This window comes from Mycolicibacter arupensis (assembly GCF_002086515.1).
GTDB classification, from domain to species: domain Bacteria; phylum Actinomycetota; class Actinomycetes; order Mycobacteriales; family Mycobacteriaceae; genus Mycobacterium; species Mycobacterium arupense.
Map to the genome: position 1 here is coordinate 34,523 of NZ_MVHH01000018.1, position 21,645 is coordinate 56,167.

Annotated in this window: 24 protein-coding genes; 17 read left to right on the top strand and 7 right to left on the bottom strand. The window is 67.6% G+C overall.

Translation table 11 applies throughout. From position 1 onward, the window contains the following. The first annotated feature begins 19 nt into the window (after positions 1–19). The 3 genes from BST15_RS10860 to BST15_RS10870 all read left to right on the top strand — a co-directional run bounded on the left by BST15_RS10860 (position 20) and on the right by BST15_RS10870 (position 3,484). Positions 20–835, top strand: coding sequence for an acyl-[acyl-carrier-protein] thioesterase (locus BST15_RS10860; RefSeq protein WP_046190368.1), 816 nt, complete (start codon positions 20–22; stop codon positions 833–835). Positions 836–1,147: 312 nt separating this feature from the next. Beyond that, the gene (aceA, locus tag BST15_RS10865) at positions 1,148–2,434 is read left to right on the top strand and encodes an isocitrate lyase (protein WP_046190367.1); all 1,287 of its coding nucleotides are present in this window, start codon (positions 1,148–1,150) and stop codon (positions 2,432–2,434) included. A 195-nt stretch (positions 2,435–2,629) separates the two neighbouring features. Continuing rightward, complete coding sequence (locus BST15_RS10870) at positions 2,630–3,484, top strand: 3-hydroxybutyryl-CoA dehydrogenase (RefSeq protein WP_188108823.1); 855 nt, start codon at positions 2,630–2,632, stop codon at positions 3,482–3,484. A 35-nt stretch (positions 3,485–3,519) separates the two neighbouring features. On the opposite strand, the gene BST15_RS10875 is transcribed toward BST15_RS10870, so the two are convergent. Beyond that, the gene (locus BST15_RS10875) at positions 3,520–3,957 is read right to left on the bottom strand and encodes a hypothetical protein (RefSeq protein ID WP_046190365.1); all 438 of its coding nucleotides are present in this window, start codon (positions 3,955–3,957) and stop codon (positions 3,520–3,522) included. A gap of 150 nt (positions 3,958–4,107) precedes the next feature. Then, entirely contained in the window at positions 4,108–4,857 is a 750-nt protein-coding gene (locus BST15_RS10880; protein WP_046190364.1) for a TetR/AcrR family transcriptional regulator, read from the bottom strand. A 206-nt stretch (positions 4,858–5,063) separates the two neighbouring features. Here BST15_RS10880 and BST15_RS10885 point away from each other — a divergent pair, with 206 nt between their 5' ends. The 6 genes from BST15_RS10885 (at position 5,064) to deoC (ending at position 8,938) form a co-directional block, all read left to right on the top strand. Next, entirely contained in the window at positions 5,064–6,350 is a 1,287-nt protein-coding gene (locus tag BST15_RS10885; protein WP_198528295.1) for a DUF445 domain-containing protein, read from the top strand. 87 nt (positions 6,351–6,437) lie between these two features. After that, on the top strand, positions 6,438–6,830 hold the full coding sequence (locus BST15_RS10890) for a helix-turn-helix domain-containing protein (RefSeq protein WP_046190363.1): 393 nt from the start codon (positions 6,438–6,440) through the stop codon (positions 6,828–6,830). Positions 6,831–6,892: 62 nt separating this feature from the next. Continuing rightward, entirely contained in the window at positions 6,893–7,507 is a 615-nt protein-coding gene (locus BST15_RS10895) for a heparin-binding hemagglutinin (RefSeq protein WP_046190362.1), read from the top strand. 60 nt (positions 7,508–7,567) lie between these two features. Further along, positions 7,568–7,831: a DUF2516 family protein gene (locus BST15_RS10900; RefSeq protein ID WP_198528296.1), complete on the top strand. Its 264-nt coding sequence runs from the start codon at positions 7,568–7,570 to the stop codon at positions 7,829–7,831. Positions 7,832–7,835: 4 nt separating this feature from the next. Next, positions 7,836–8,246 (top strand): DUF2599 domain-containing protein, encoded by a 411-nt coding sequence (locus BST15_RS10905; protein WP_046190360.1) that lies wholly within the window; start codon positions 7,836–7,838, stop codon positions 8,244–8,246. Beyond that, on the top strand, positions 8,246–8,938 hold the full coding sequence (gene deoC / locus BST15_RS10910; protein ID WP_046190359.1) for a deoxyribose-phosphate aldolase: 693 nt from the start codon (positions 8,246–8,248) through the stop codon (positions 8,936–8,938). Before BST15_RS10905 ends, deoC begins: the two co-directional genes overlap by 1 nt. A 14-nt stretch (positions 8,939–8,952) precedes the next feature. Here the strand turns inward: deoC and BST15_RS10915 are convergent, their stop codons facing one another. From BST15_RS10915 to BST15_RS10930, 4 genes are read right to left on the bottom strand one after another with little or no spacing between them, the layout of a single operon-like run. After that, entirely contained in the window at positions 8,953–9,717 is a 765-nt protein-coding gene (locus BST15_RS10915) for an LmeA family phospholipid-binding protein (RefSeq protein ID WP_052751427.1), read from the bottom strand. Between the two features lie 9 nt (positions 9,718–9,726). Beyond that, entirely contained in the window at positions 9,727–10,713 is a 987-nt protein-coding gene (locus tag BST15_RS10920) for an LmeA family phospholipid-binding protein (RefSeq protein ID WP_234708261.1), read from the bottom strand. Further along, positions 10,710–11,528 carry a carbon-nitrogen hydrolase family protein gene (locus BST15_RS10925; RefSeq protein WP_046190358.1) on the bottom strand — a complete coding sequence of 273 codons (819 nt, stop codon included), beginning with the start codon at positions 11,526–11,528 and terminating at the stop codon, positions 10,710–10,712. The genes BST15_RS10920 and BST15_RS10925 overlap by 4 nt, the downstream gene beginning before the upstream one ends. A 9-nt stretch (positions 11,529–11,537) precedes the next feature. Next, complete coding sequence (locus BST15_RS10930; RefSeq protein ID WP_046190357.1) at positions 11,538–12,059, bottom strand: DUF2505 domain-containing protein; 522 nt, start codon at positions 12,057–12,059, stop codon at positions 11,538–11,540. Positions 12,060–12,085: 26 nt separating this feature from the next. Between BST15_RS10930 and BST15_RS10935 the strand changes: the two genes are divergently transcribed. Together BST15_RS10935 and BST15_RS10940 are read left to right on the top strand one after the other, a co-directional pair. Next, complete coding sequence (locus BST15_RS10935) at positions 12,086–13,144, top strand: UDP-N-acetylmuramate dehydrogenase (protein WP_083070945.1); 1,059 nt, start codon at positions 12,086–12,088, stop codon at positions 13,142–13,144. Between the two features lie 16 nt (positions 13,145–13,160). Continuing rightward, a complete protein-coding gene (locus BST15_RS10940; RefSeq protein ID WP_046190375.1) occupies positions 13,161–14,501 on the top strand; it encodes a L,D-transpeptidase in 1,341 nt (446 codons plus the stop codon). Positions 14,502–14,565: 64 nt separating this feature from the next. Here the strand turns inward: BST15_RS10940 and BST15_RS10945 are convergent, their stop codons facing one another. Further along, entirely contained in the window at positions 14,566–15,333 is a 768-nt protein-coding gene (locus BST15_RS10945) for an SDR family NAD(P)-dependent oxidoreductase (protein WP_046190355.1), read from the bottom strand. Between the two features lie 235 nt (positions 15,334–15,568). On the opposite strand from BST15_RS10945, the gene BST15_RS10950 reads away from it, so the two are divergent. The 6 genes from BST15_RS10950 (at position 15,569) to regX (ending at position 21,611) form a co-directional block, all read left to right on the top strand. Then, positions 15,569–16,825 carry an ROK family protein gene (locus BST15_RS10950; protein WP_276037691.1) on the top strand — a complete coding sequence of 419 codons (1,257 nt, stop codon included), beginning with the start codon at positions 15,569–15,571 and terminating at the stop codon, positions 16,823–16,825. A 22-nt stretch (positions 16,826–16,847) separates the two neighbouring features. Further along, positions 16,848–18,176 carry a D-inositol-3-phosphate glycosyltransferase gene (mshA, locus tag BST15_RS10955; protein ID WP_109370768.1) on the top strand — a complete coding sequence of 443 codons (1,329 nt, stop codon included), beginning with the start codon at positions 16,848–16,850 and terminating at the stop codon, positions 18,174–18,176. Positions 18,177–18,291: 115 nt separating this feature from the next. Beyond that, complete coding sequence (locus BST15_RS10960) at positions 18,292–18,804, top strand: type III secretion system chaperone family protein (RefSeq protein WP_046191283.1); 513 nt, start codon at positions 18,292–18,294, stop codon at positions 18,802–18,804. Positions 18,805–18,817: 13 nt separating this feature from the next. Then, entirely contained in the window at positions 18,818–19,567 is a 750-nt protein-coding gene (locus BST15_RS10965) for a phosphoglyceromutase (protein WP_046191282.1), read from the top strand. 129 nt (positions 19,568–19,696) lie between these two features. After that, entirely contained in the window at positions 19,697–20,875 is a 1,179-nt protein-coding gene (locus BST15_RS10970) for a sensor histidine kinase (protein WP_046191281.1), read from the top strand. A gap of 52 nt (positions 20,876–20,927) precedes the next feature. Further along, complete coding sequence (regX, locus tag BST15_RS10975; protein WP_024443448.1) at positions 20,928–21,611, top strand: two-component sensory transduction protein RegX; 684 nt, start codon at positions 20,928–20,930, stop codon at positions 21,609–21,611. Positions 21,612–21,645: the final 34 nt, after the last annotated feature.

Here is a 21,645-nt window from a genome sequence, read left to right on the forward strand (position 1 = left end):
AAGACATACGGGAGCATCGATGCAGCAGACACAGGAGTCGACCGGCCTCGGCAAGGTGCTGATGCCGGTACCGGACCCCCATCCCGACGTTTTCGACCGGCAGTGGCCCCTGCGGGTAGCCGACATCGACCGGACCGGCCGCCTGCGGATGGACGCGGCCGCCCGCCATATCCAGGACATCGGCCAGGATCAGTTGCGCGAGGGCGGATATCAGGAAACCCATCCGCTGTGGATCGTTCGGCGCACCATGATGGATCTGATCGCGCCGATCGAGTTTCAGGACATGCTGCGGATGCGTCGCTGGTGCTCGGGCACCTCCAACCGCTGGTGCGAGATGCGGGTCCGCATCGACGGCCGCAAGGGTGGGTTGATCGAATCCGAGGCGTTCTGGATCAACATCAACCGTGAGACCCAGGGGCCGGCGCGCATCTCTGAGGACTTCTTGGCCGGGCTCAAGCGCACCACCAGCGTGGACCGGCTGCGCTGGAAGGCCTACTTGAAGGCCGGCGGTCGTGAGGACGCGGACGAGATCCATGAGTACCCGCTGCGGTTCACCGACATCGATCTGTTCGACCACATGAACAACTCGGTGTATTGGACCGTGGTTGAGGACTACCTGTCGAGTTATCCCGAGCTGCTCACGGCGCCGCTGCGGGTCACGCTTGAACACGATGCTCCCGTCGCGCTGGGCGAAAAACTAGAGATCGTTTCCCATGTCCACCCGGCCGGATCGACGGAGATGTTCGGGGCCGAACTGGCCGATCGCACTGTTAGAACGCTCACATACCTGGTGGGCGACGAGGTCAAGGCGCTCGCTGCGATCTTCCCGCTGTAACACGTTCTAGTCAGTACGGGCGTACTGCTAAAACAGGCGCTGACCTGTGCGGATATGTTACCGGCCGGTAGCTTTTGCATCGTTTTCACGACGGGTTGTCCCGACCGTTCTTTGCAACCTTAGCAATTCCTCCCTGATGTATGGCTGAAATTGGCAAGGGAAACGGCTGGACCAGGGGAGATGTGCTGTGCCAAGGTCGTGTTAACACACCAGTGAATCGATCGGGGTGTTAGCAAGGGCGGGAAGCGAAGCGCAGCACGTTTCCTTCGCCCACCGGCCCCGGCGATCGAAAACGCAAAGGAGCGGATCCCTATGTCGACCGTTGGCACGCCGAAGAGCCCTGAGCAGATCCAGCACGACTGGGACAGCAACCCGCGGTGGAAGGGCGTCACCCGCACCTACACCGCCGAGGATGTCGTCGCGTTGCAGGGCCACGTGGTCGAGGAGCACACCCTGGCCCGCCGTGGCGCCGAGGTGCTCTGGGAGCAGCTGCACGACCTGGACTACATCAACGCCCTCGGCGCACTGACCGGCAACATGGCCGTCCAGCAGGTCCGGGCCGGCCTGAAGGCCATCTACCTGTCCGGTTGGCAGGTCGCCGGTGACGCGAACCTGTCCGGCCACACCTACCCCGACCAGAGCCTCTACCCGGCCAACTCGGTGCCCCAGGTGGTGCGCCGGATCAACAACGCGCTGCTGCGTGCCGACGAGATCGCCAAGGTCGAGGGTGACACCTCGGTGGACAACTGGCTGGCCCCGATCGTGGCCGACGGTGAGGCCGGCTTCGGTGGCGCGCTCAACGTCTACGAGCTGCAGAAGGCGATGATCGCCGCCGGTGTCGCGGGTTCGCACTGGGAGGACCAGCTGGCCTCGGAGAAGAAGTGTGGCCACCTGGGCGGCAAGGTGCTGATCCCCACCCAGCAGCACATCCGCACGCTGACCTCGGCGCGCCTGGCCGCCGACGTGGCTGACGTGCCGACCGTGGTGATCGCGCGTACCGACGCCGAGGCCGCCACCCTGATCACCTCCGACGTCGACGAGCGCGACCGGCCGTTCATCACCGGCGAGCGGACCGCGGAGGGCTTCTACTACACCAAGAACGGTCTGGAGCCCTGCATCGCCCGTGCCAAGGCCTACGCCCCCTACGCCGACCTGATCTGGATGGAGACCGGTACCCCGGACCTGGAGCTGGCACGCAAGTTCGCCGAGGGCGTCAAGTCGGAGTTCCCCGACCAGATGCTGGCCTACAACTGCTCGCCGTCGTTCAACTGGAAGCAGCACCTGGACGACGCGACCATCGCCAAGTTCCAGAACGAGCTGGGCGCCATGGGCTTCAAGTTCCAGTTCATCACCCTGGCCGGCTTCCACGCCCTGAACTACTCGATGTTCGATCTGGCCCACGGCTACGCCCGCAAGCAGATGAGCGCCTACGTCGAGCTGCAGGAGCGCGAGTTCGCCGCCGAAGAGCGCGGCTACACCGCCACCAAGCACCAGCGCGAGGTCGGCGCCGGTTACTTCGACCGGATCGCCACCACCGTCGACCCGACGTCATCGACCACCGCGCTGGCGGGTTCGACCGAAGAGGGCCAGTTCCACTAGGCCACTTACTTGCCGCGAGCGTGCGCAGCTGTACGCCCTGACACGGCGTGTCGACGTACAGACACGCACGCTCGCGCCGGGGAAGAGATTTCCCGCGGTGGAAGTCGGATTGCATCGCGGGGGAGTTGACAGCGCAGGCCCCGCCCAGCCAGCCTGGGCGGGGCCTGTTGCTGGGTGTTGACGGAAAGGGAGACAGTGTCGATCCAACGAGTGGGTGTTATCGGAGCCGGGCAGATGGGCGCCGGGATCGCTGAGGTGTCGGCACGTGCCGGTGTTGAGGTGAAGGTCTTTGAGACCACCGAAGCGCTGGTCACCGCGGGCCGCAACCGGATCGTCAAGTCGCTGGACCGCGGTGTGAGCGCAGGCAAGATCACCGAGCGTGAGCGTGACGATGCCGTGGGCAACCTGACCTTCACCACCGACCTCGGTGACTTGGCCGATCGGCAGCTGGTGATCGAGGCGGTCATCGAGGACGACACCGTCAAGTCGAAGATCTTCGCCGAGCTTGACCGGGTGATCACCGACCCGGACGCGGTGCTGGCCTCCAACACCTCATCCATTCCGATCATGAAGATCGCGGCCGCCACGGCGAATCCCAAGCGCGTGCTGGGCCTGCACTTCTTCAACCCGGTTCCGGTGCTGCCGCTGGTCGAGCTGGTCAGCACCCTGGTCACCGACCCCGCCGCTGCCGACCGCACCGAGCAGTTCGCCAGCGCGGTGCTGGGCAAGCAGGTGGTGCGCTGCTCGGACCGCTCCGGTTTCGTGGTGAACGCCCTGCTGGTGCCCTACCTGCTGTCGGCGGTCCGCATGCTGGAATCCGGATTCGCCACCGTTGAGGACATCGACAAGGCCATCGTCGCCGGTCTGTCGCACCCGATGGGCCCACTGCGGTTGTCTGACCTCGTCGGCCTGGACACCCTGAAGCTCATCGCGGACAAGATGTACGAAGAGTTCAAGGAGCCGCTCTACGCCGCGCCGCCGCTACTGCTGCGCATGGTCGAGGCCGGCCAGCTCGGGAAGAAATCCGGCCGGGGTTTCTACACCTACTGACCCGTCACGGCGCCGGCTGACTTCGATGCCCGGCGTCAGTGGGTGGGGGTCACGCCGTACGCCGCCCAGCAGGGCTTGCCCTCCATCGGGGAGTCGAACGGCGTCGCGGTGCGGGTCAACCCCTCTGGCGGTATGAGGGTGGGGACGCCGTTGAAGATCACGCACTTGGTGTTGGTGATCATGTCTTGCGGTGGGCGGTCACCGGACGGGCCGTTCTGATTGGCCTGATTGGCTGCCCGATTGGCCTGGTCGGCGGCGTTCTTGGCCTCGTTGACCGCTCTGTTGGCTATTCCGGCGCCGCAGGCCAGTTGCTGCTGTTGCTGCTCTTCGGGGGTTTGGCTCTGGTCGCCGGCGGCACACGCCTCCTGCCCTTGCCCGCCCGGCTGCGCCGGCTCGTCGGCGCCGGCCAGCGGGGCATACAACAGGACTGCTCCCGTGGCGATCAGGGTCGACAACAACATCGTGGCCGCCATAGTGAGCACCTGCCTTCGGTCGATCGGTCTGGATCGGGCGGCGCCACCGTCAGCGAACCGCCCGGTTGTGGCCTGCCGCCTCCGACGGTAGGAGATGGCGGCGCGCAGGGATACAGGGATTTCCCTGGTAATCGGCGGTGTCAGATCCGTTCAGCGGGCGGGATTGGCCGACGTGTCGGTGGCGCGAGCCTGTGCACTGGCGGCGCGGCGCCACGGCAACACCGGCGAGGGATGCGGGCCGGCGTTGAACTTCTCCAGCGACCCGCCGACCTCCACGATCCCGCACAGGGCGTTCCAGCTCAGCATCGTCAGGTAGTCGATCAGGTTGTCGGAGCTCATCCGTGGGTCCAGCAGCCACGAGTGGGTGGCCAGCTGCACCCCGCCCACGATCATGTACGCCCACGGCTCCACGCCGTGGGTGTCCATGCCGACCGCCTTCATCCGGCGGCGCAGCATGACTGCGAGCATCCGGGCGATGATCCGCTCGGAGTCGGCGATCACCTTGCTCTTGCTGGCCGAACTGTTGGCCATCACGAACCGGTACGGCTCCGGCTCGTTGGCGACGGTCTGCACGTACACCCGGATGATCTCGCGAACCAGGTCGAATCCGTCCAGGTTGGCTGACAGGGCTGCCGCCATGTTCGGGATCAGGGTGGTCTGCGCGAACCGCATCATCACCGCGGTGGTGAGGTCGTTCTTGTCGACGAAATACCGGTAGAGGACCGTCTTGGAGACGCCGATCTCCGCGGCGATCTCGTCCATGCTCACATAGCGGCCGCGGCGCCGAATCGCCTCGATCGTGCCGTCGGTGAGGTCATTGCGGCGGTCGACCTTGTGCTGGTGCCAGCGCCGCTTTCGACCGTCGGTCTTAGCGGTGCCGGCCTGGAGCTGTTCTGCCACTATCGGGGGTTTCCATTCACTAGACGCAATAGATAATACGGCCTGGTACAGCAAACTCTGTGGTGCGGTAACAGTTACCGGCGGTTCAGCGAGGCTTGCCGGAGGCGAGGCGAAGCTGGAACCGGCGCGCCGCCGCGAGAATGGCGGATGATGGTGGGGTGGTGCTGCCAGAGAACCAGTCGAGTCGATTGGGTGTCGCACATACCGTGCAGTCGTTGGCGGAGTCTTTTGCGGGCGCCGATACGGTCGCCGACGCCGCCCGGCTGCGCGATCTGCGCCGGATGAAAGTGGTTGCGCTGAGTTTCCTGCTCGGCGCAACCGTGGTCTTTGTGCTCTGCCGGTGGGCGCAGGCCGATGGACAGGCGCCTGGCTGGGTGGGCTACGTCGGTGCTGCCGCGGAGGCCGGCATGGTCGGTGCGCTGGCGGACTGGTTCGCGGTCACCGCGTTGTTCAAACATCCGCTGGGCATTCCCATCCCGCACACCGCGATCATCAAGCGCAAGAAGGACCAGCTCGGGGAGGGGTTGGGCACCTTTGTGCGGGAGAACTTCCTGTCACCACCGGTGATCGAGACCAAGCTGCGGGACGCGGAGGTCGCCGGGCGGGTGGGCAAGTGGCTCTCGGAGTCGGCTCACGCCGACCGGGTGGCTGCCGAGACGGCGACCGTGCTGCGGGTCCTTATCGAGATGCTGCGCGACGACGACGTCCAGGACGTGATCGACCGGATGATCGTGCGTCGCCTCGCCGAGCCGCACTGGGGCCCGCCGGTCGGCCGGGTGCTGGGGTCGCTGTTGGCAGAGAACCGGCAGGAGGCGCTGATCCAGCTGCTGGCCGACCGGGCCTTTCAGTGGTCGCTGAATGCCGGGGAGGTCATCCAGCGCGTGGTCGAGCGTGATTCCCCCACGTGGTCACCGCGCTTCGTCGACCACTTGGTCGGCGATCGCATTCACCGCGAACTGATGGACTTCACCGACAAGGTCAGACGTAATCCTGATCACGAACTGCGGCGCAGTGCGACCCGATTTCTGTTCGAGTTCGCCGACGATCTGCAGCACGATCAGGCGACGATCGCCAAGGCCGACGCGGTCAAAGAGCAGCTGATGGCCCGCGAGGAAGTGGCCAACGCCGCGGCGACAGCCTGGCGAACACTCAAGCGACTGGTGCTCGAGGGTGTCGACGATCCGTCCAGCGCGTTGCGGACGCGGGTGGCTGCGACGGTGGTCCAGGTCGGAGAAGCGTTGCGCGACAAGGCGGAACTGCGCGACAAGGTGGACAACTGGATCGTGCGGGCTGCGCAGCATCTGGTGGCTCATTACGGAGTGGAGATCACCGCGATCATCACCGAGACCATCGAGCGCTGGGACGCCGCCGAGGCGAGTCGGCGCATCGAATTGCACGTCGGGCGCGACTTGCAGTTCATCCGGATCAACGGGACGGTGGTCGGCGCACTGGCCGGCTTGGCGATCTATGCCATAGCCCAACTTATGTTCTGACCTGCGCTAGCAAGTGCTTGCAAAAGTTAGCACCCGGCAGTATCGTGGCACGTGTCAGCAATCGCCAGTCCACGAAAGGGGTCACCGGTGTCGCAAGATGACAAGCTCACCGCAGTGGTCTCCACGGCAGCGGCGGATATCGGTAGCTTCATTCGGTCCCAGCGCGAAGCCGCGCAGGTGTCCATGCGTCAGCTGGCCGACAAGGCCGGCGTCAGCAATCCGTATCTGAGCCAGATCGAACGTGGCCTGCGCAAGCCTTCCGCTGACGTCCTCAGCCAGATCGCCAAGGCTCTGCGGGTTTCCGCCGAAGTGCTGTATGTCCGGGCAGGAATCTTGGAGCCGAGCGAGAAGAGCGAGGTCCGTGACGCGGTCATTTCCGATGCGGCGATCACGGAACGGCAAAAGCAGGTTCTGCTCGACATCTACACCTCTTTTCTGCAGCAGAACGAGGCCGACGGTGAGGAGACGCCACCTGACTGATCCTCACGCGTTCTCCTGACCGAAAAACCGACACACGATTTCACACCTGAAAGGAACCCGACATGGCCGAGAACCCGACCATCGAAGAACTGAAGGCCCCGCTGCTGGCCGCGCTCGGCGCCGCCGACCTGGCCCTGGCCACCGTGAACGACCTCGTCTCCAACCTGCGCGAGCGCGCCGGTGACGCCCGCGAGGACGCCTCCACCCGTGTCGAAGAGAGCCGTGCCCGCCTGACCAAGCTGCAGGAAGAGCTGCCCGAGCAGTTCGCCGAGCTGCGTGAGCGCTTCACCGCCGACGAGCTGCGCAAGGCCGCGGAGGGCTACGTGGAAGCCGCCAGCGAGCGCTACAACGACCTGGTCGCCCGTGGTGAGGCCGCCCTGGAACGGCTGCGCAGCCAGTCCGGCCTGGACGACGCCTCGGCGCAGGTCGAGGGCTACGTGGAGCAGGCCGTCGAGTTGACCCAGGAAGTGCTGGGCAACGTAGCCACCCAGACCCGCGAGGTGGGCGAGCGTGCCGCCAAGCTGGTCGGCATCGAGCTGCCCGCGAAGGACGAGCCGGCTCCGGCTCCCGCCAAGAAGGCCCCGGCTGCCAAGAAGGCCCCGGCCAAGAAGGCGGCGCCGGCTAAGAAGGCCCCGGCTGCCAAGAAGGCTCCGGCCAAGAAGGTCACCCAGAAGTAGTCGAGTTCGACGCCCGGGACGGTGCCCGCCTAGGCTTGTAGCGTGATCGCTGCGAACCTGGTGGGTACCGTCCTTTTCGTTCTGCAGATCGCCGTTTTCGCTACGTCGGTGTACGCCTTCGTTCACGCGGCGCTGCAACGTTCGGATGCCTACACCGCCACCGACAAGCTCACCAAGCCGGTGTGGCTGGTGATCCTGGGCGTGTGCGGGCTGCTGTCACTGGTCCTGCAGGTGATGGGAATGGCCATCGCGGCCTGCGCGGCCGGCGTCTACCTGGTGGACGTGCGCCCCCGACTCCTCGAGGTCCAAGGCAAGTCCCACTAGCGCCATGGTGCGTTCGCTTGTCCTGCTCTGTGTTTCGGCCGCTGCGGCCACGGTGTTGAGCGCCGCGCCGGCTGCCGCTGACACCGAATCTCCCGGCTACATCGACCACACCGAGTGGGTCAGCTACGCCAATCGATCAAGCCTGCGGGTGTACCCGACCCCGGCCGCGCGGGCGGCAGCGCTGCGCCTGGAGGCCGGTGCCGTCAGCGAACGGGCCTGGCGTGAGGTGCTCGCGCACGCGCCCGACGCCGACACCCCGGGGATGCGTGATCAGTTCGTCTGCCACTGGAGCTACGCCGAGTTCGCCCGCCCCGGAAAGACCAGTTGGAATCTGGAGCCGTGGCGGCCCGTGGTCGATGACGTCGCCATGCTCGAATCCGGTTGCAACCCCGGCGCCGCTGAGGAGGCCTTCTGATGTCGGTGACGCCCGCGCCCAGCTGGGGCCGTGAGCAGGTGGCGCAGCTGGTCGACCACACGCTGCTCAAACCCGAAGCGACCGCGACGCAGGTCGCAGCCGTCGTCGCCGAGGCCGCTGAACTGCGCGTCGCCGCGGTCTGTGTGTCGCCGTCCATGGTCGCCGTTGCCGCGGCGGCGAACACGGCAGGAATCCCGATCGCCGCGGTGGCGGGTTTCCCCTCCGGCAAGCACCTTCCGGCGGTCAAGGCGCACGAGGCCGCGCTGGCCGTCGCGGCGGGGGCGGCCGAGATCGACATGGTCATCGATGTCGGCGCGGCGCTGACCGGTGATTTCGCGGCGGTCGGCGCCGACATCGCCACGGTGCGCGCCGCGGTGCCCCGCGCCGTACTCAAGGTGATCGTTGAGTCTGCCGCACTGCTGGAATTGGGCGGTGACGCCGCCCTGATCGCTGCCTGTCGTGCCGCCGAGGAATCCGGCGCCGATTTCGTGAAGACCTCCACCGGATTTCATCCATCCGGCGGGGCTTCGGTGCACGCCGTGGAACTGATGGCCCAGACCGTCGATGGCCGGTTGGGCGTCAAGGCCAGCGGTGGTATCCGCGGGGCGGCCGACGCGCTGGCCATGCTCGACGCCGGCGCGACCCGGCTCGGGTTGTCCGGCACCCGGGCGGTGCTCGACGGCTTGGGCTGACGCGGCGGGGCCGGCTAGAGGGAATCGAAGCACTGGCTCGACGACTGCCCCGACAGGGCGGCGTCGCGCGACGAGAACTTCACCACCACACCGGAATCGGTGACCTCCACGTTGTCGAGGTGGATCCCCAGCGGCAGATCGCCGGTCACCTTCGCGGTGAGTTCGTCCAGACGGCGCTGCACCGTGTCGGTGTCCAGATCGTGGCCCAGTGCCTCTAGATCGACCACCTGCAGCGACAGGCCGTTGCCGGCCAACTGCGGCTTCACGGTCGCCTTGTTCAGCAGTCCCTTGAGCCGGACTGTGCCGGCGCCGGGATCCGTGGTGACGCTGCCGGTGACGATGCTGCCGATCATCGGGACGACGTCCTGGATCGACTGCTTGATGCCGTCGGCCGGCCAGGTGATGGTGCCCTCCAGTGACCCGATGGTGCCCTTGGGGTCTGACGCGCCCGCGCTCTTGTTCAACCGGACATCGCGGATATCGAGCTCGAGCCGCATGCCCTTGGCCTGCCGGATCTGATTGCCTGCGGTCCGGACCGAGATGTGCGGGTATTCGTCGTTGAAGTACTGCGCCAGCACCGGGGGAGTGGTCCCGAAGGACACAGTGGCGCTGTCCTGTGCCTCGCACGAGACGGCGTCGGCGACCAACGTGTTCGCGCGATGGCGGGCGTAGAGCTCGCCACCGAGCATCCCGACCAGCGCGACGGCCAGTACCGCGGTCAGCGCCAGCAGGACCGCCGGCAGTCCGGAAAACCTATGAGTGGGTCCGGGAGCGCTCATTGTGCAAGGTTACAGATTTGCGAAGCACGGATCGTCCGACCGCGGGATGGAGGCGTTCTGCGTGGAGAAGCGCGCCACCACGCCGGTGTCCGTGACCTCGATGCTGTCAGCGTGCAGTCCCAGGGGATAGCGCTTGGTCAACTGCGCTGCAAACCTGTCCAGTTCGGGCTGCAGCGACTCACGTGGCAGGGTCAGCGCGCCCAGTCCGGTCAGCTTCTGAACCTGCAGTGACAGTCCGCCATTGACGACTTCGGGTTTCACCACCACGGTGGCCAAGCCGAATGCCCCCCGCAGCTCAACCGTGCCGTTCTGGGCGTTGGTCTTGAGCTCCGAGACCAGGTTGCCCAGAATCGGCACCATGGTCTGAACGGTCTCCTTGATACCGGCAGCCGGCCAGGTCAGCGTGGCCTGCAGCGAGCCGATGGTGCCTCGCGAGTCGCCGGTGCCGTGCAGGTCGACATCGGAGATGCTCAGGTCGGCGGTCATCTGCTTGGCGTCTTTGACCTGATTGCCGGCGGTGTGGATAGAGATGTTGGTGTAGTTGCCGGTGATGTGCTGCCACAGGAACGGCGGTGTCACGCCGAACGAAGCGGTGGCCTTGTCGTTCACCACACATTCGGTGGCCTTAGCCACTTTGCTGTCGCCGATGCGGCGGGCGATCAGCTCAGCGCCGATCAGCCCAGCCAGTGCCAGTGCGACCACCGTGACCAGGATCAGCACCACGGCCAGGGGATCGCGCAGGATCGAAGCCGTCCGTGACGCGATGCCCGGGGATTCGAGCACGGTGGTGGGTGCCTCGCCAGGCGGTGCCGGTGGAGGCGTGGCCGGAATGCGGGTGGTGGGCTCCTGGCCTCCGCCGCCCGCCGGTATCTGCTGGGTGGGCGACGCCGAAGGCTCCGGGGGAGGCGGTGGCATCGGGTCGCCGTGGGGCTCGGGCTGGCCGGTGGGCCGAGCCCACGCTGACTCGCCGTGGGGAGGTCCGGACGGATTGCTCACCCGGGCGATTCTGCCTTACCGACCTGAAGGAAGGCCGCGCGATTGCTCAACACGGCCAGCTTCTGGCGGGCGTCGGCGACCGCGCCGAGGTCGATGTCGCAGACCAGGAGCTGCGGTGATGCACCCGCTGCGGCCACCACCTCGCCCCATGGCGAGGCCACCACGCTGTGCCCCACTCCGGTCGGCGCGCCGGAGGAATCCGCCGGCCCGCCCGGATCGGCCTGCCCGACGGCGGCGACGTAGCTGGTGGAATCCAGGGCCCGGGCCCTGGCCAGCAACTCCCACTGGGAAATCTTGCCCGGGCCCGCGCCCCACGACGCACAGACCGCGATCAGCTGAGCGCCGCGGTCGGCCAGCTCGGTGTAGAGCGCAGGGAACCGGATGTCGTAGCAGGTCGACAGTCCGACTCCCACCCCGTCGACGTCGATGACCACCGGCTCGAATCCGGGCGCCACCGTGCGCGATTCGGTGAAACCGAAGGCGTCATACAGGTGCACCTTGTGATAGTGCGTGTCGGTTCCCGGGCCCACGGCCAGCAAGGTGTTGGTGACCCGCCCGTCTTCGGCCGGGCTGAACATTCCCGCGACGACGGTGATCTGATTTCGCGCGGCGACCGCGCGGACACCTGTTGCCCATGGCCCGTCGAGCGGTTCGGCGACCGGGCCCAACGGCACCCCGAACCGGCACATCGTGGCCTCGGGAAACACCACCAAGGCTGCCCCCTGCGCCGCGGCCCGCTCGGTGTAGTCGGTCACCAGTTCCAGGTTGGCCACCGGGTCGGTGCCGCTGAGAATCTGCGCACACGCAATCCGCATGGGCCCAGCCTATGCCGTCGGCGCCGCGCCGCCCTGTCGCAGCCACGCCAGGGTGAACCGCTGCTCGGTGGTCATCAGCTCTGCCAGCTGCCCGCCGATGAAGCTTTCGATCTTGCCGCCCACCAGCGGGATGTCGACCTGCACCGTTGCGGTCAGCCGCAACTCGCAGCCGCCCGACGCGGGCGCCAGCACCGCGTCACCGGAGAGCTTCGCCGGTGCGCCGACGACCTTGCCGACCACCTGGGCGCGGGCGCGGCCGTCCCGGACCGGGTGCCAGGTCTCGTGTCGTGCCACATCGAGATTGCCGGGATGAAACTGCGCGGCCAGCGCGGGCAACTTCGTTCGGTGAATGCCCTGCGTGGTCAGGACGTCGACGCCGCCATCGGGTCCGACGGTCATCTCGTCCAGCGCCACCACGTCGGCTCCGGACTCGGCCAGCCGTGCCCGCCAGTAGTGCTCGTCGGCAAAGACGGCATACACCTGCTCGACGCTCGCCGGGTAGTGCTCGGAGAGCGTGAATGTACGCGGCATAGCTGGTCACGCTACCGTTACCGGCCGTGGCGGGTTCCGAGTTCGCGGGCGCGCGTGTCGCCGAGGCGGTGTCGCTGGCACCACTGACCACCCTGCGGGTCGGGCCGGTCGCCCGGCGTGTGATCACGTGCACCGACAGTGCCCAGATCGTTGCCGTGCTGGGCCGTCTCGACGCGGCCGGCGATCCCCCGCTGGTGCTGGCGGGGGGCTCCAATGTGCTGATCGCAGACGACCTGGAAGACCTGACCGCCGTGGTGCTGGCCAACGATGCGATCAGCGTCGAGGGCAACCTGTTGCGAGCCCAGGCCGGTGCGGTGTGGGACGCCGTGGTCGCCAGATCGGTCGCGGCGAATCTCGGCGGTCTGGAGTGCCTGTCGGGGATTCCCGGTTCGGCCGGCGCGACGCCCGTCCAGAACGTCGGGGCCTATGGCGTGGAGGTCGCCGATCGGCTCACCCGGGTGCTGCTGCTGGATCGGCGGTCCGGGGAGGTGCGCTGGACACCGGCGGCCGACTTGGAGCTCGGGTATCGCACCAGCGTGCTCAAGCACTCCGACGCGGCGGTGGTGCTGGAGGTCGAATTCGAACTGGATCCGTCCGGGCGTAGCGCGCCGCTGCGCTACGGCGAGTTGGCCGCGGCGCTCGATGCTGCCGACGGTGAATCCCGTGATCCGGCGACGGTTCGCACTGCGGTGCTCGCGCTGCGGGCGGCGAAGGGAATGGTGCTCGACTCGGCCGACCACGATACCTGGAGCGTCGGCTCGTTCTTCACCAATCCTGTTGTCCCACAAGAGATATTTTCGGTGATCGCCGATCGGGCACGCGGGCCGGTGCCGCACTGGGCCACGCCCGGTGGGGTGAAGCTGGCCGCCGGCTGGCTGGTGGAGCAGTCGGGATTCGGCAAGGGCTATCCCGGTGCGAAGGCTGCTGCGCGGCTGTCCACCAAACATGCCTTGGCGCTGACCAATCGGGGTGGCGCCAGCTCCGCCGACATCGTGGGGCTGGCCCGGGCCGTGCGGGACGGGGTGCACGACAGTTTCGGCGTCACCCTGCACCCGGAGCCGGTGCTCGTCGGGTGCGCGTTGTAGACCCGGTGTAACCAACATCGCAGGTGGCCGGGCATTTGGGCCGGTATCTTGGAATGCCGTGACCCTGAACCGGCGGCAAGCGTTAGCGGCGCTGGCCGCAGGGGTGCTGGCGCCGACCGCGGTGGCGGGCTGTTTCGGCCGGTCTGGCAACAGCGCCGAGAAGGCGCCGCCCCCGGCGCCCACCCTGGTCTTCGAGCCCGCCCTGGAAGACGGGGCTATCGCCGATGTGCTGCCCACCGCCCCGGTGGGCATCACGGTCCGCGACGGCTGGTTTCAGCGGGTGGCGTTGACCAGCCCGGCCGGAAAGGTGCTTGCCGGGACCTTCAACCGCGAGCGCACGCGTTACACCGTCACCGAACCGCTGGGCTATGACGCCGCCTACACCTGGAGCGGATCGGTGGTGGGCCACGACGGCAACGCCGTCGCGGTCAGCGGCCGCATCACCACGATCGCGCCTTCGGTCGTCATCGACGGCGGCTTTCAGCTGGCCGACGGCCAGACGGTGGGGATTGCCGCACCGGTGATCCTGCAGTTCGACGGGCCGATAGCCGACAAGCCGGCCGTCGAACGGGCGCTGAGTGTGGTCACCGAGCCACCGGTGGAGGGCGGCTGGGCTTGGTTGCCCGATGAGGTGCAGGGGGCGCGGGTGCACTGGCGCAGCCGGGAGTACTTCCCGGCCGGAACGACCGTGAGCGTCAGCGCCAAGCTCTATGGTCTGGCGTTCGGTGACGGTGCCTACGGGGCGCAGGACATGTCGCTGGACTTCGCGATCGGGCGGCGCCAGGTGGTGAAGGCCGAGGTCTCCTCGCACCGCATTCAGGTGGTCCGCGACGAGGGCGTGATCATGGACTTCCCCTGCAGCTACGGTCAGGCCGACAAGGCCCGCAACATCACCCGCAACGGCGTCCATGTGGTCAGCGAGAAGTACGCCGACTTCTACATGTCCAATCCGGCGGCCGGCTACAGCAATATCCACGAGCGCTGGGCGGTCCGGATCTCCAATAACGGGGAGTTCATCCACGCCAACCCCTCCAGTGCCGGTGCGCAGGGCAACACCAACGTCACCAACGGCTGCATCAACCTGTCGACCGAAGACGCCGAGCAGTACTTCTACAGCGCGATCTATGGCGATCCGGTCGAGGTCACCGGTAGTTCCATCGAGCTGTCCTACGCCGACGGGGACATCTGGGACTGGGCCGTGGACTGGGATACCTGGGTCTCGATGTCGGCGCTGTCGGATCCCGAGCCGACCCGGACCTCGCTGCCCAGCGCGGCACCGGCCACGCCGACCGACGCCCCGACGTTGTCGGGCACGCCGACGACTACGACGACAACGAGTCCTGCGCCCGGCGGTTAGTGAGGCTCGACGTAGGACTCGACGTAGGAGAGGCGAAGCTGGGCCGCCGAATCAAGCCCGACGGTTAGCGAGGCTCGACGCGGTGAGCCCGGGTCGCCGACGCCTGGTCACGCGGGCGGATGACGATCTGGTCGAGGTTGACGTGGGGTGGTCGAGAGGCCACGAATCCGATCACTTCGGCGATGTCGTTCGCGGTCAGCGGCGTCAGCCCGGAATAGACGCCGTCGGCCCGATCGCGGTCACCGTCGAAGCGCACCAGTGAGAACTCGGTGTCCACCATGCCGGGAGCGATCTCGGTGAGCCGCACGGGTTTTCCCAGCAGCTCGCCGCGCAGGGTGCGGTGCAGCGCACCCTGGGCGTGCTTGGCCGACGTGTAGCCGGCGCCACCGTCATAGATCTCCAACGCCGCGATCGAGGTGACCGTGACAACCAGGGCGTCGCCGGAGGCGACCAGTTTGGGCAGCAGGGCCCGGGTCACACGCAGTGTGCCCAGCACGTTGGTCTCCCACATCCAGCGCCAGTGCTCCAGGTCGGCCTGTTCCACCGAGGCCAGGCCCTTGGCCCCGCCGGCATTGTTGACCAGCACTGAGACCGATCCGGCGACGCGGTCGCAGGCGTCGGCCAGCGCGGCGACGGCGTCGGGGTCCGTGACGTCGGTCACAACGGCGGTACCGCCGATCTCCTCGGCCAGCGCCGCGATCCGGTCGGCGCGACGGGCCGCGGCGATCACGTGAAAGCCCTGTGCGGCAAGAACTCTCGCCGTAGCTTCGCCGATGCCCGAACTGGCGCCGGTGACCACGGCGATGCGCTGGTCGTGCCCAGAAGTCATCATCGCCTCAACCTTAGTGATCGTGATAGATTCTCAGCCATGTCCCGCAGTGCCCGCTTTCTGACAGCGGTCTGTCTTGTCGCCGACGGCGCATGTTGTTGCGCATGTTGCTGCGCCTGACCTGCTGCGAGTAGCGCTCCTTGGGAGAGTCCGCCGGGTCGTGAGGCGTAACCGGCCCCGAATAGGACTTTCCTGAAGACAAGGACATCTCGTGCGCACTACCTCTCTCACCGCTCACCTGGCCAACCACCGCATTGACCGGCCCCGTTCCCATCCCCGCGTTGTGGCACCGGCCCTGCAGCTGGCCGACTCGGCCGGCGCCGAGGTCTTCGCCGCCGTGCGTCAGCACGGACCGGTCGCCCGTGAGGCGATCGCCGGCGCCACGTCATTGAGCGTTGCCACGGTCAATCGCCAGGTCAGCGCCCTGCTGGAAGCCGGATTGCTGCTGGAGCGCGCCGACCTGGCCACTTCCGGGGCGATCGGCCGGCCGCGGCGGCCTGTGGTGGTCAACCATGAACCATTCCTCACCCTGGGCCTGCACATCGGGGCCAAGACCACCAGCATCGTGGCCACCGATCTGCTCGGCCGGACGCTCGACGTCGTCGAGACCCCGACCCCCAACAAGGGGGCGGGACCGGCGCTGGCGTCGTTGGCGGCCAGCGCCAGCCGGTACCTGACCCGGTGGCAGAAGCGCCGGCCGCTGTGGGTCGGGGTGGCCATCGGTGGCGCGGTCGACGGCGCCACCGGACATGTGGATCACCCGCGGCTGGGCTGGACGGCCGCCCCGGTCGGCCCGGTGCTGGCCGAAGAGCTGGGCCTGCCGGTATCGGTGGCCTCCCACGTGGACGCGATGGCGGGGGCGGAGCTGCTGTTCGGTGTGCGGCGGCCGACGGCCGTCAGCACCACCAGCCTGTACGTCTACGCCCGGGAAACCGTCGGCTACGCCCTGGTGATCGGCGGGCGGGTGCACAGCCCCGCCAGCGGTCCCGGCACCATCGCCGGCCTGCCGGTCTACTCGGAGCTGCTCGGCGGGTCGGGGCACCTCGAGTCCACCGTCAGTGACGAGGCGGTACTGGCCGCCGCCCGGCGGCTGCGTCTGCTGCCGGAGGGCAGCGGCGCCGTGGCGGCAGCGGTCACCACGTTGGTGCGTGAGGCACGGGGCGGCGACGAGCGAGCGGCGGCCCTGCTGACCGAGCGCGCGCGGGCGCTGGGAGAGGCCGTGGCGCTGCTGCGCGACGTGCTCAACCCCGATGACCTGGTGGTCGGCGGCCAGGGTTTCACCGAGTATCCCGAGGGCATGGCCGAGGTGGAGCGGGCGTTTCGGCAGCGATCGGTGCTGTCGGGGCGCAGCATCAGGGTCACCGCTTTCGGCAACCGCGTTCAGGAGGCCGGCGCCGGCACCGTGTCGCTGGGCGGGCTGTACGCCGACCCGGTCGGAGCCATGCGTCGCTCCCGCGGGCCGGTTGCCCGTGTGGTCCCGGAAGTGTCGGCCTAACCAGACCTGTCAAGATGGCTGGGTGGGCCATGGCGTCAGATCCGATGTGCACCGGGTAGCGCTGCTGTCGGTACACACCTCGCCGCTGGCCCAACCCGGCACCGGCGATGCGGGCGGCATGAACGTCTACGTATTGCAGAGCGCGCTGCATCTGGCGCGCCGCGGGGTCGCAGTGGAGGTGTTCACCCGCGCCACCTCGTCGGCCGACCCGCCGGTGCAGCACGTCGCGCCGGGTGTGCTGGTGCGCAACGTGGTGGCCGGGCCCTTCGAAGGCCTGGACAAGAACGACCTGCCCACCCAGCTGTGCGCGTTCGCCGCCGGAGTGCTGCGTGCCGAGGCCGCCCACGAACCCGGCTACTACGACGTGGTGCATTCGCATTACTGGCTCTCCGGTCAGGTCGGTTGGCTGGCTGCTGACCGCTGGGCGGTGCCGCTGGTGCACACCGCCCACACCTTGGCCGGGGTGAAGAACGCCGCGCTGGCCGCCGGCGACGCCCCCGAACCGCCCCTGCGCATGGTCGGCGAGCAACAGGTCGTCGACGCCGCGGACCGGCTGATCGTCAACACCGACGACGAGGCCCAGCAATTGGTCGCCCTGCACGATGCGGACCCACGCCGGATCGACGTGGCACACCCGGGTGTCGACCTGGAGGTGTTTCGGCCCGGCGACAAACTGGCGGCCCGCAGCGCCTTGGGCCTGTCGGAACACGAACCGATCGTGGCGTTCGTCGGCCGTATCCAGCCGCTCAAGGCGCCGGACGTCCTGCTGAGGGCGGCGGCGAAGCTGCCCGGAGTGCGGGTGGTGGTGGCCGGTGGGCCGTCGGGCAGCAGCGGGTTGGCGGAACCGGACGGTCTGGTTCGGTTGGCGGCCGAATTGGGTATCAGTGAGCGGGTGACCTTCCTGCCGCCGCAGTCCCGCGAGAATCTGGCGGCGCTGTTCCGGGCCGCCGATCTGGTGGCCGTGCCGAGTTACTCCGAGTCGTTCGGCCTGGTGGCGCTGGAGGCGCAGGCGTGCGGCACACCGGTGGTCGCCGCCGCCGTCGGCGGGCTGCCGGTGGCGGTGCAGGACGGCGTCACCGGGCGACTGGTGGATGGGCACGGCATCGAGGCCTGGGCGAGCGCCCTCGACGAGCTGCTGCGGCTGGGTTCCGGACCTCGTGGATGGGCGATGCGCCGGGCCGCTGCCGCACATGCGGCGAAGTTCTCCTGGGAGCGCACGGTCGACGCTCAACTGGCCAGCTACACCCGGGCGATCGACGACTTCGCCGCGGCCCGGAGTGGCCGGATGCGGGTACTGGGATCCGCGCGACGGTCCCGTCGCTGGCCGGCGCGTCGTGGAGCGCGCGCGTGAATCGCTGGGCGATCTCGCGCTGTCGGTTGACGCCGAGTGTGCGGTTTTCACGGCCTGCCCCGGGGGATCGCCGAGTAAATCGCACACTCGACGCATACGGGAGGCAGCAGTGAGCGTGAACAGTGGCGACGTGCAGGCGCTCATCGAGAGCACGCTGCAGGCGGCCGAGCTGACCTATTCCCCCACGCCGGGTTCCCACGGCGGGCTGCCGGGCCTGATCGTCGAACTGCCCGGCGAGCGCAAGCTCAAAACCAACACCATGCTCAGTGTCGGGGAGCACTCGGTGCGCATCGAGGCTTTCGTCTGTCGCAAGCCGGACGAGAACGATGCCGGCGTCTATCGGTACCTGCTCAAGCGCAATCGCCGGCTCTACGGCGTGGCCTACACGCTGGACAACGTCGGCGACATCTACCTGGTGGGCCGGATGGCCCTGGCGTCGGTGACCGCCGAGGAGATCGACCGGGTTCTCGGGCAGGTGCTCGAAGCGGTCGATTTCGACTTCAACACGTTGTTGGAGTTGGGATTCGCCACATCGATCCAGAAGGAATGGGACTGGCGGGTGTCCACCGGGCAGTCGCTGAAGAACCTGCGGGCGTTTGAGCATTTGATCGACAGCAATGACGACTGAGACACTGACGCCCATGTCTGACACTGCCACCTTGGTGCTGCTGCGCCACGGCGAAAGCGAATGGAACGCCAGCAACCAGTTCACCGGTTGGATGGACGTCAACCTCACCGACAAGGGCCGCGCCGAGGCGGTCCGCGCCGGTTCACTGTTGGTAGAACACGGTCTGGCGCCGGATGTGGTCTACACCTCGTTGTTGCGCCGGGCGATCACCACCGCGAACCTGGCGCTCGACGCCGCCGACCGGCACTGGATCCCGGTGCATCGCACCTGGCGGCTCAACGAGCGTCATTACGGTGCGCTGCAGGGGCTGGACAAGGCCGCCACCAAGGCGCGCTACGGCGACGACCAGTTCATGACGTGGCGGCGCAGCTATGACATCCCGCCGCCGCCCATCGAGGCCGGCAGTCGCTACAGCCAGGACACCGACGCCCGGTACGCCGACATCGGCGGTGGACCGCTGACCGAATGCCTGGCCGACGTGGTGGCGCGCTTCCTGCCGTACTTCACCGACGTCGTCATCCCGGACTTGCGGTGCGGCAAGACGGTGCTGATCGCGGCGCACGGCAACTCGCTGCGGGCGTTGGTGAAATACCTCGACCAGATGTCGGATGACGACGTGGTCGGGTTGAACATCCCCACGGGTATCCCGCTGCGTTACGACTTGGACGCCGACCTGCGCCCGAAGGTGGCCGGCGGTGTCTATCTGGACCCGGAGGCGGCCGCCGCAGGGGCCGCTGCAGTGGCAAACCAGGGCGCTAAGTAGCGACCACGGGCCGTCCAGCGTGAATGCGGAGTGGAAACCGGGTGAAATCTTCGCGATGAATTCACATTCGGCGCACGTCGTGGTCCAGCGCTGGTCAGGTCGGGTTGCCCGACTGCGTACGATTTTGCCGTGGCTGCGACCTCGGCGCTGACGCTCGCTGCAGCGTCGGCGATTCCTGCGCTGGCGGCAGGAGTGGCGGCCGGCGTGTGGTTGCCGCCGCGGCTGGCCGAACGGCGTCGCAAGGCCGCCACGGACCGATCCGGGATCACCGTCGCCGAGATGCTCCAGCAGATCGTGTCGCACGCCTCGCTGGGGATCGCCGTCGTCGACTCCCACCGTGACGTCGTCTATCTCAACGAGCGGGCCACCGAGCTGGGACTTGTGCACGGCCGTCTGCTCGACGACGAGGCCTGGGCGGCCGCCCAGCGTGCACTGTCGGGCGAGGAAGTCGTCTTCGACCTGACGGTGGCCAAGCGGGCGCCCGGTGCCACCCGGGCGGACCTGTCGGCGGTGCGCGGCTATGCCCGATTGCTGTCGGAGGACGATCAGCGGTTCGCGGTGGTGATCGTCGATGACCAGTCCGAGCAGGCCCGCATGGAGGCCAGTCGCCGTGACTTCGTGGCCAATGTCAGCCACGAACTCAAAACGCCGGTGGGGGCGATGGGGCTGCTAGCCGAAGCGCTGCTGGCTTCAGCCGATGACCCCGAGGCGGTGCGGCCGTTCGCCGAGCGGGTGCTGGTGGAGGCCAATCGGCTCGCCAGCATGATCGGTGAGCTGATCGAGCTGTCCCGGCTGCAGGGGGCCGACCCGCTGCCGGACCTGGGTGTCGTCGACGTCGACGCCGTGGTCAACGAGGCGATCTCCCGGCATAAGGTTGCCGCCGACAACGCCGAGATCACGATCACCACCGATGCCGCGAGCGGGCTGCGTGTGCTCGGCGACGAACCGCTGTTGGTGACTGCACTGGCCAATCTCGTGTCCAATGCGATCGCCTACTCGCCGCACGGTTCGCCGGTGTCGATCAGCCGGCGTCGCCGGGAGGGCTTTATCGAGATCGCCGTGACCGACCGTGGGATTGGCATTGCGCCCAAAGATCAGCAGCGCGTGTTCGAACGGTTCTTCCGCAGCGACAAGGCCCGTTCACGGGCCACCGGGGGGACCGGGCTGGGGTTGGCGATCGTCAAACATGTGGCCGCCAACCACAACGGCACCATCACGCTGTGGAGCCAGCCGGGCACCGGTTCGACATTCACCTTGGCGATTCCGGCATACCAGGGCAGTGTGGACCAAGAGAAGGAGGAGCCGTGATCAGACCCACTGTTGATGACGCAGAGGGTTCCTACCGGGAGGAGCAGCCGGGATGACGCACGTCTTGATCGTCGAGGACGAGGAATCGCTGGCAGACCCGCTGGCATTCCTGCTGCGTAAAGAGGGTTTCGAAGCCACTGTGGTGGGTGACGGAACCGCGGCGCTGGCCGAATTCGACCGGGCCGGCGCCGATATCGTGCTACTGGATCTGATGCTTCCGGGCATGTCCGGCACCGACGTCTGCAAGCAACTGCGTGCGCGTTCCAGCGTGCCGGTGATTATGGTCACTGCCCGCGACAGTGAGATCGACAAGGTCGTCGGCCTGGAACTGGGCGCCGACGATTACGTCACCAAGCCGTACTCGGCTCGCGAGCTCATCGCCAGGATCCGTGCGGTCCTGCGTCGCGGCGGCGACGACGAGGGTGGCGTCGGTGAGGGCGTACTGGAGTCGGGCCCGGTGCGCATGGACGTCGAACGGCACGTGGTGATGGTCAACGGCGAGCAGATCACCTTGCCGCTCAAGGAGTTCGACCTGCTCGAGTACCTGATGCGCAACACCGGCCGGGTGCTCACGCGCGGACAGTTGATCGACCGGGTCTGGGGCGCCGACTATGTCGGTGACACCAAGACCTTGGACGTCCACGTCAAACGACTTCGGTCCAAGATCGAGGCCGATCCGGCCAATCCAGTGCACCTGGTTACCGTGCGTGGACTCGGGTACAAGCTGGAGGGCTGATTCCGGGCGACCACGTGATGGGGTCTCCTAACTT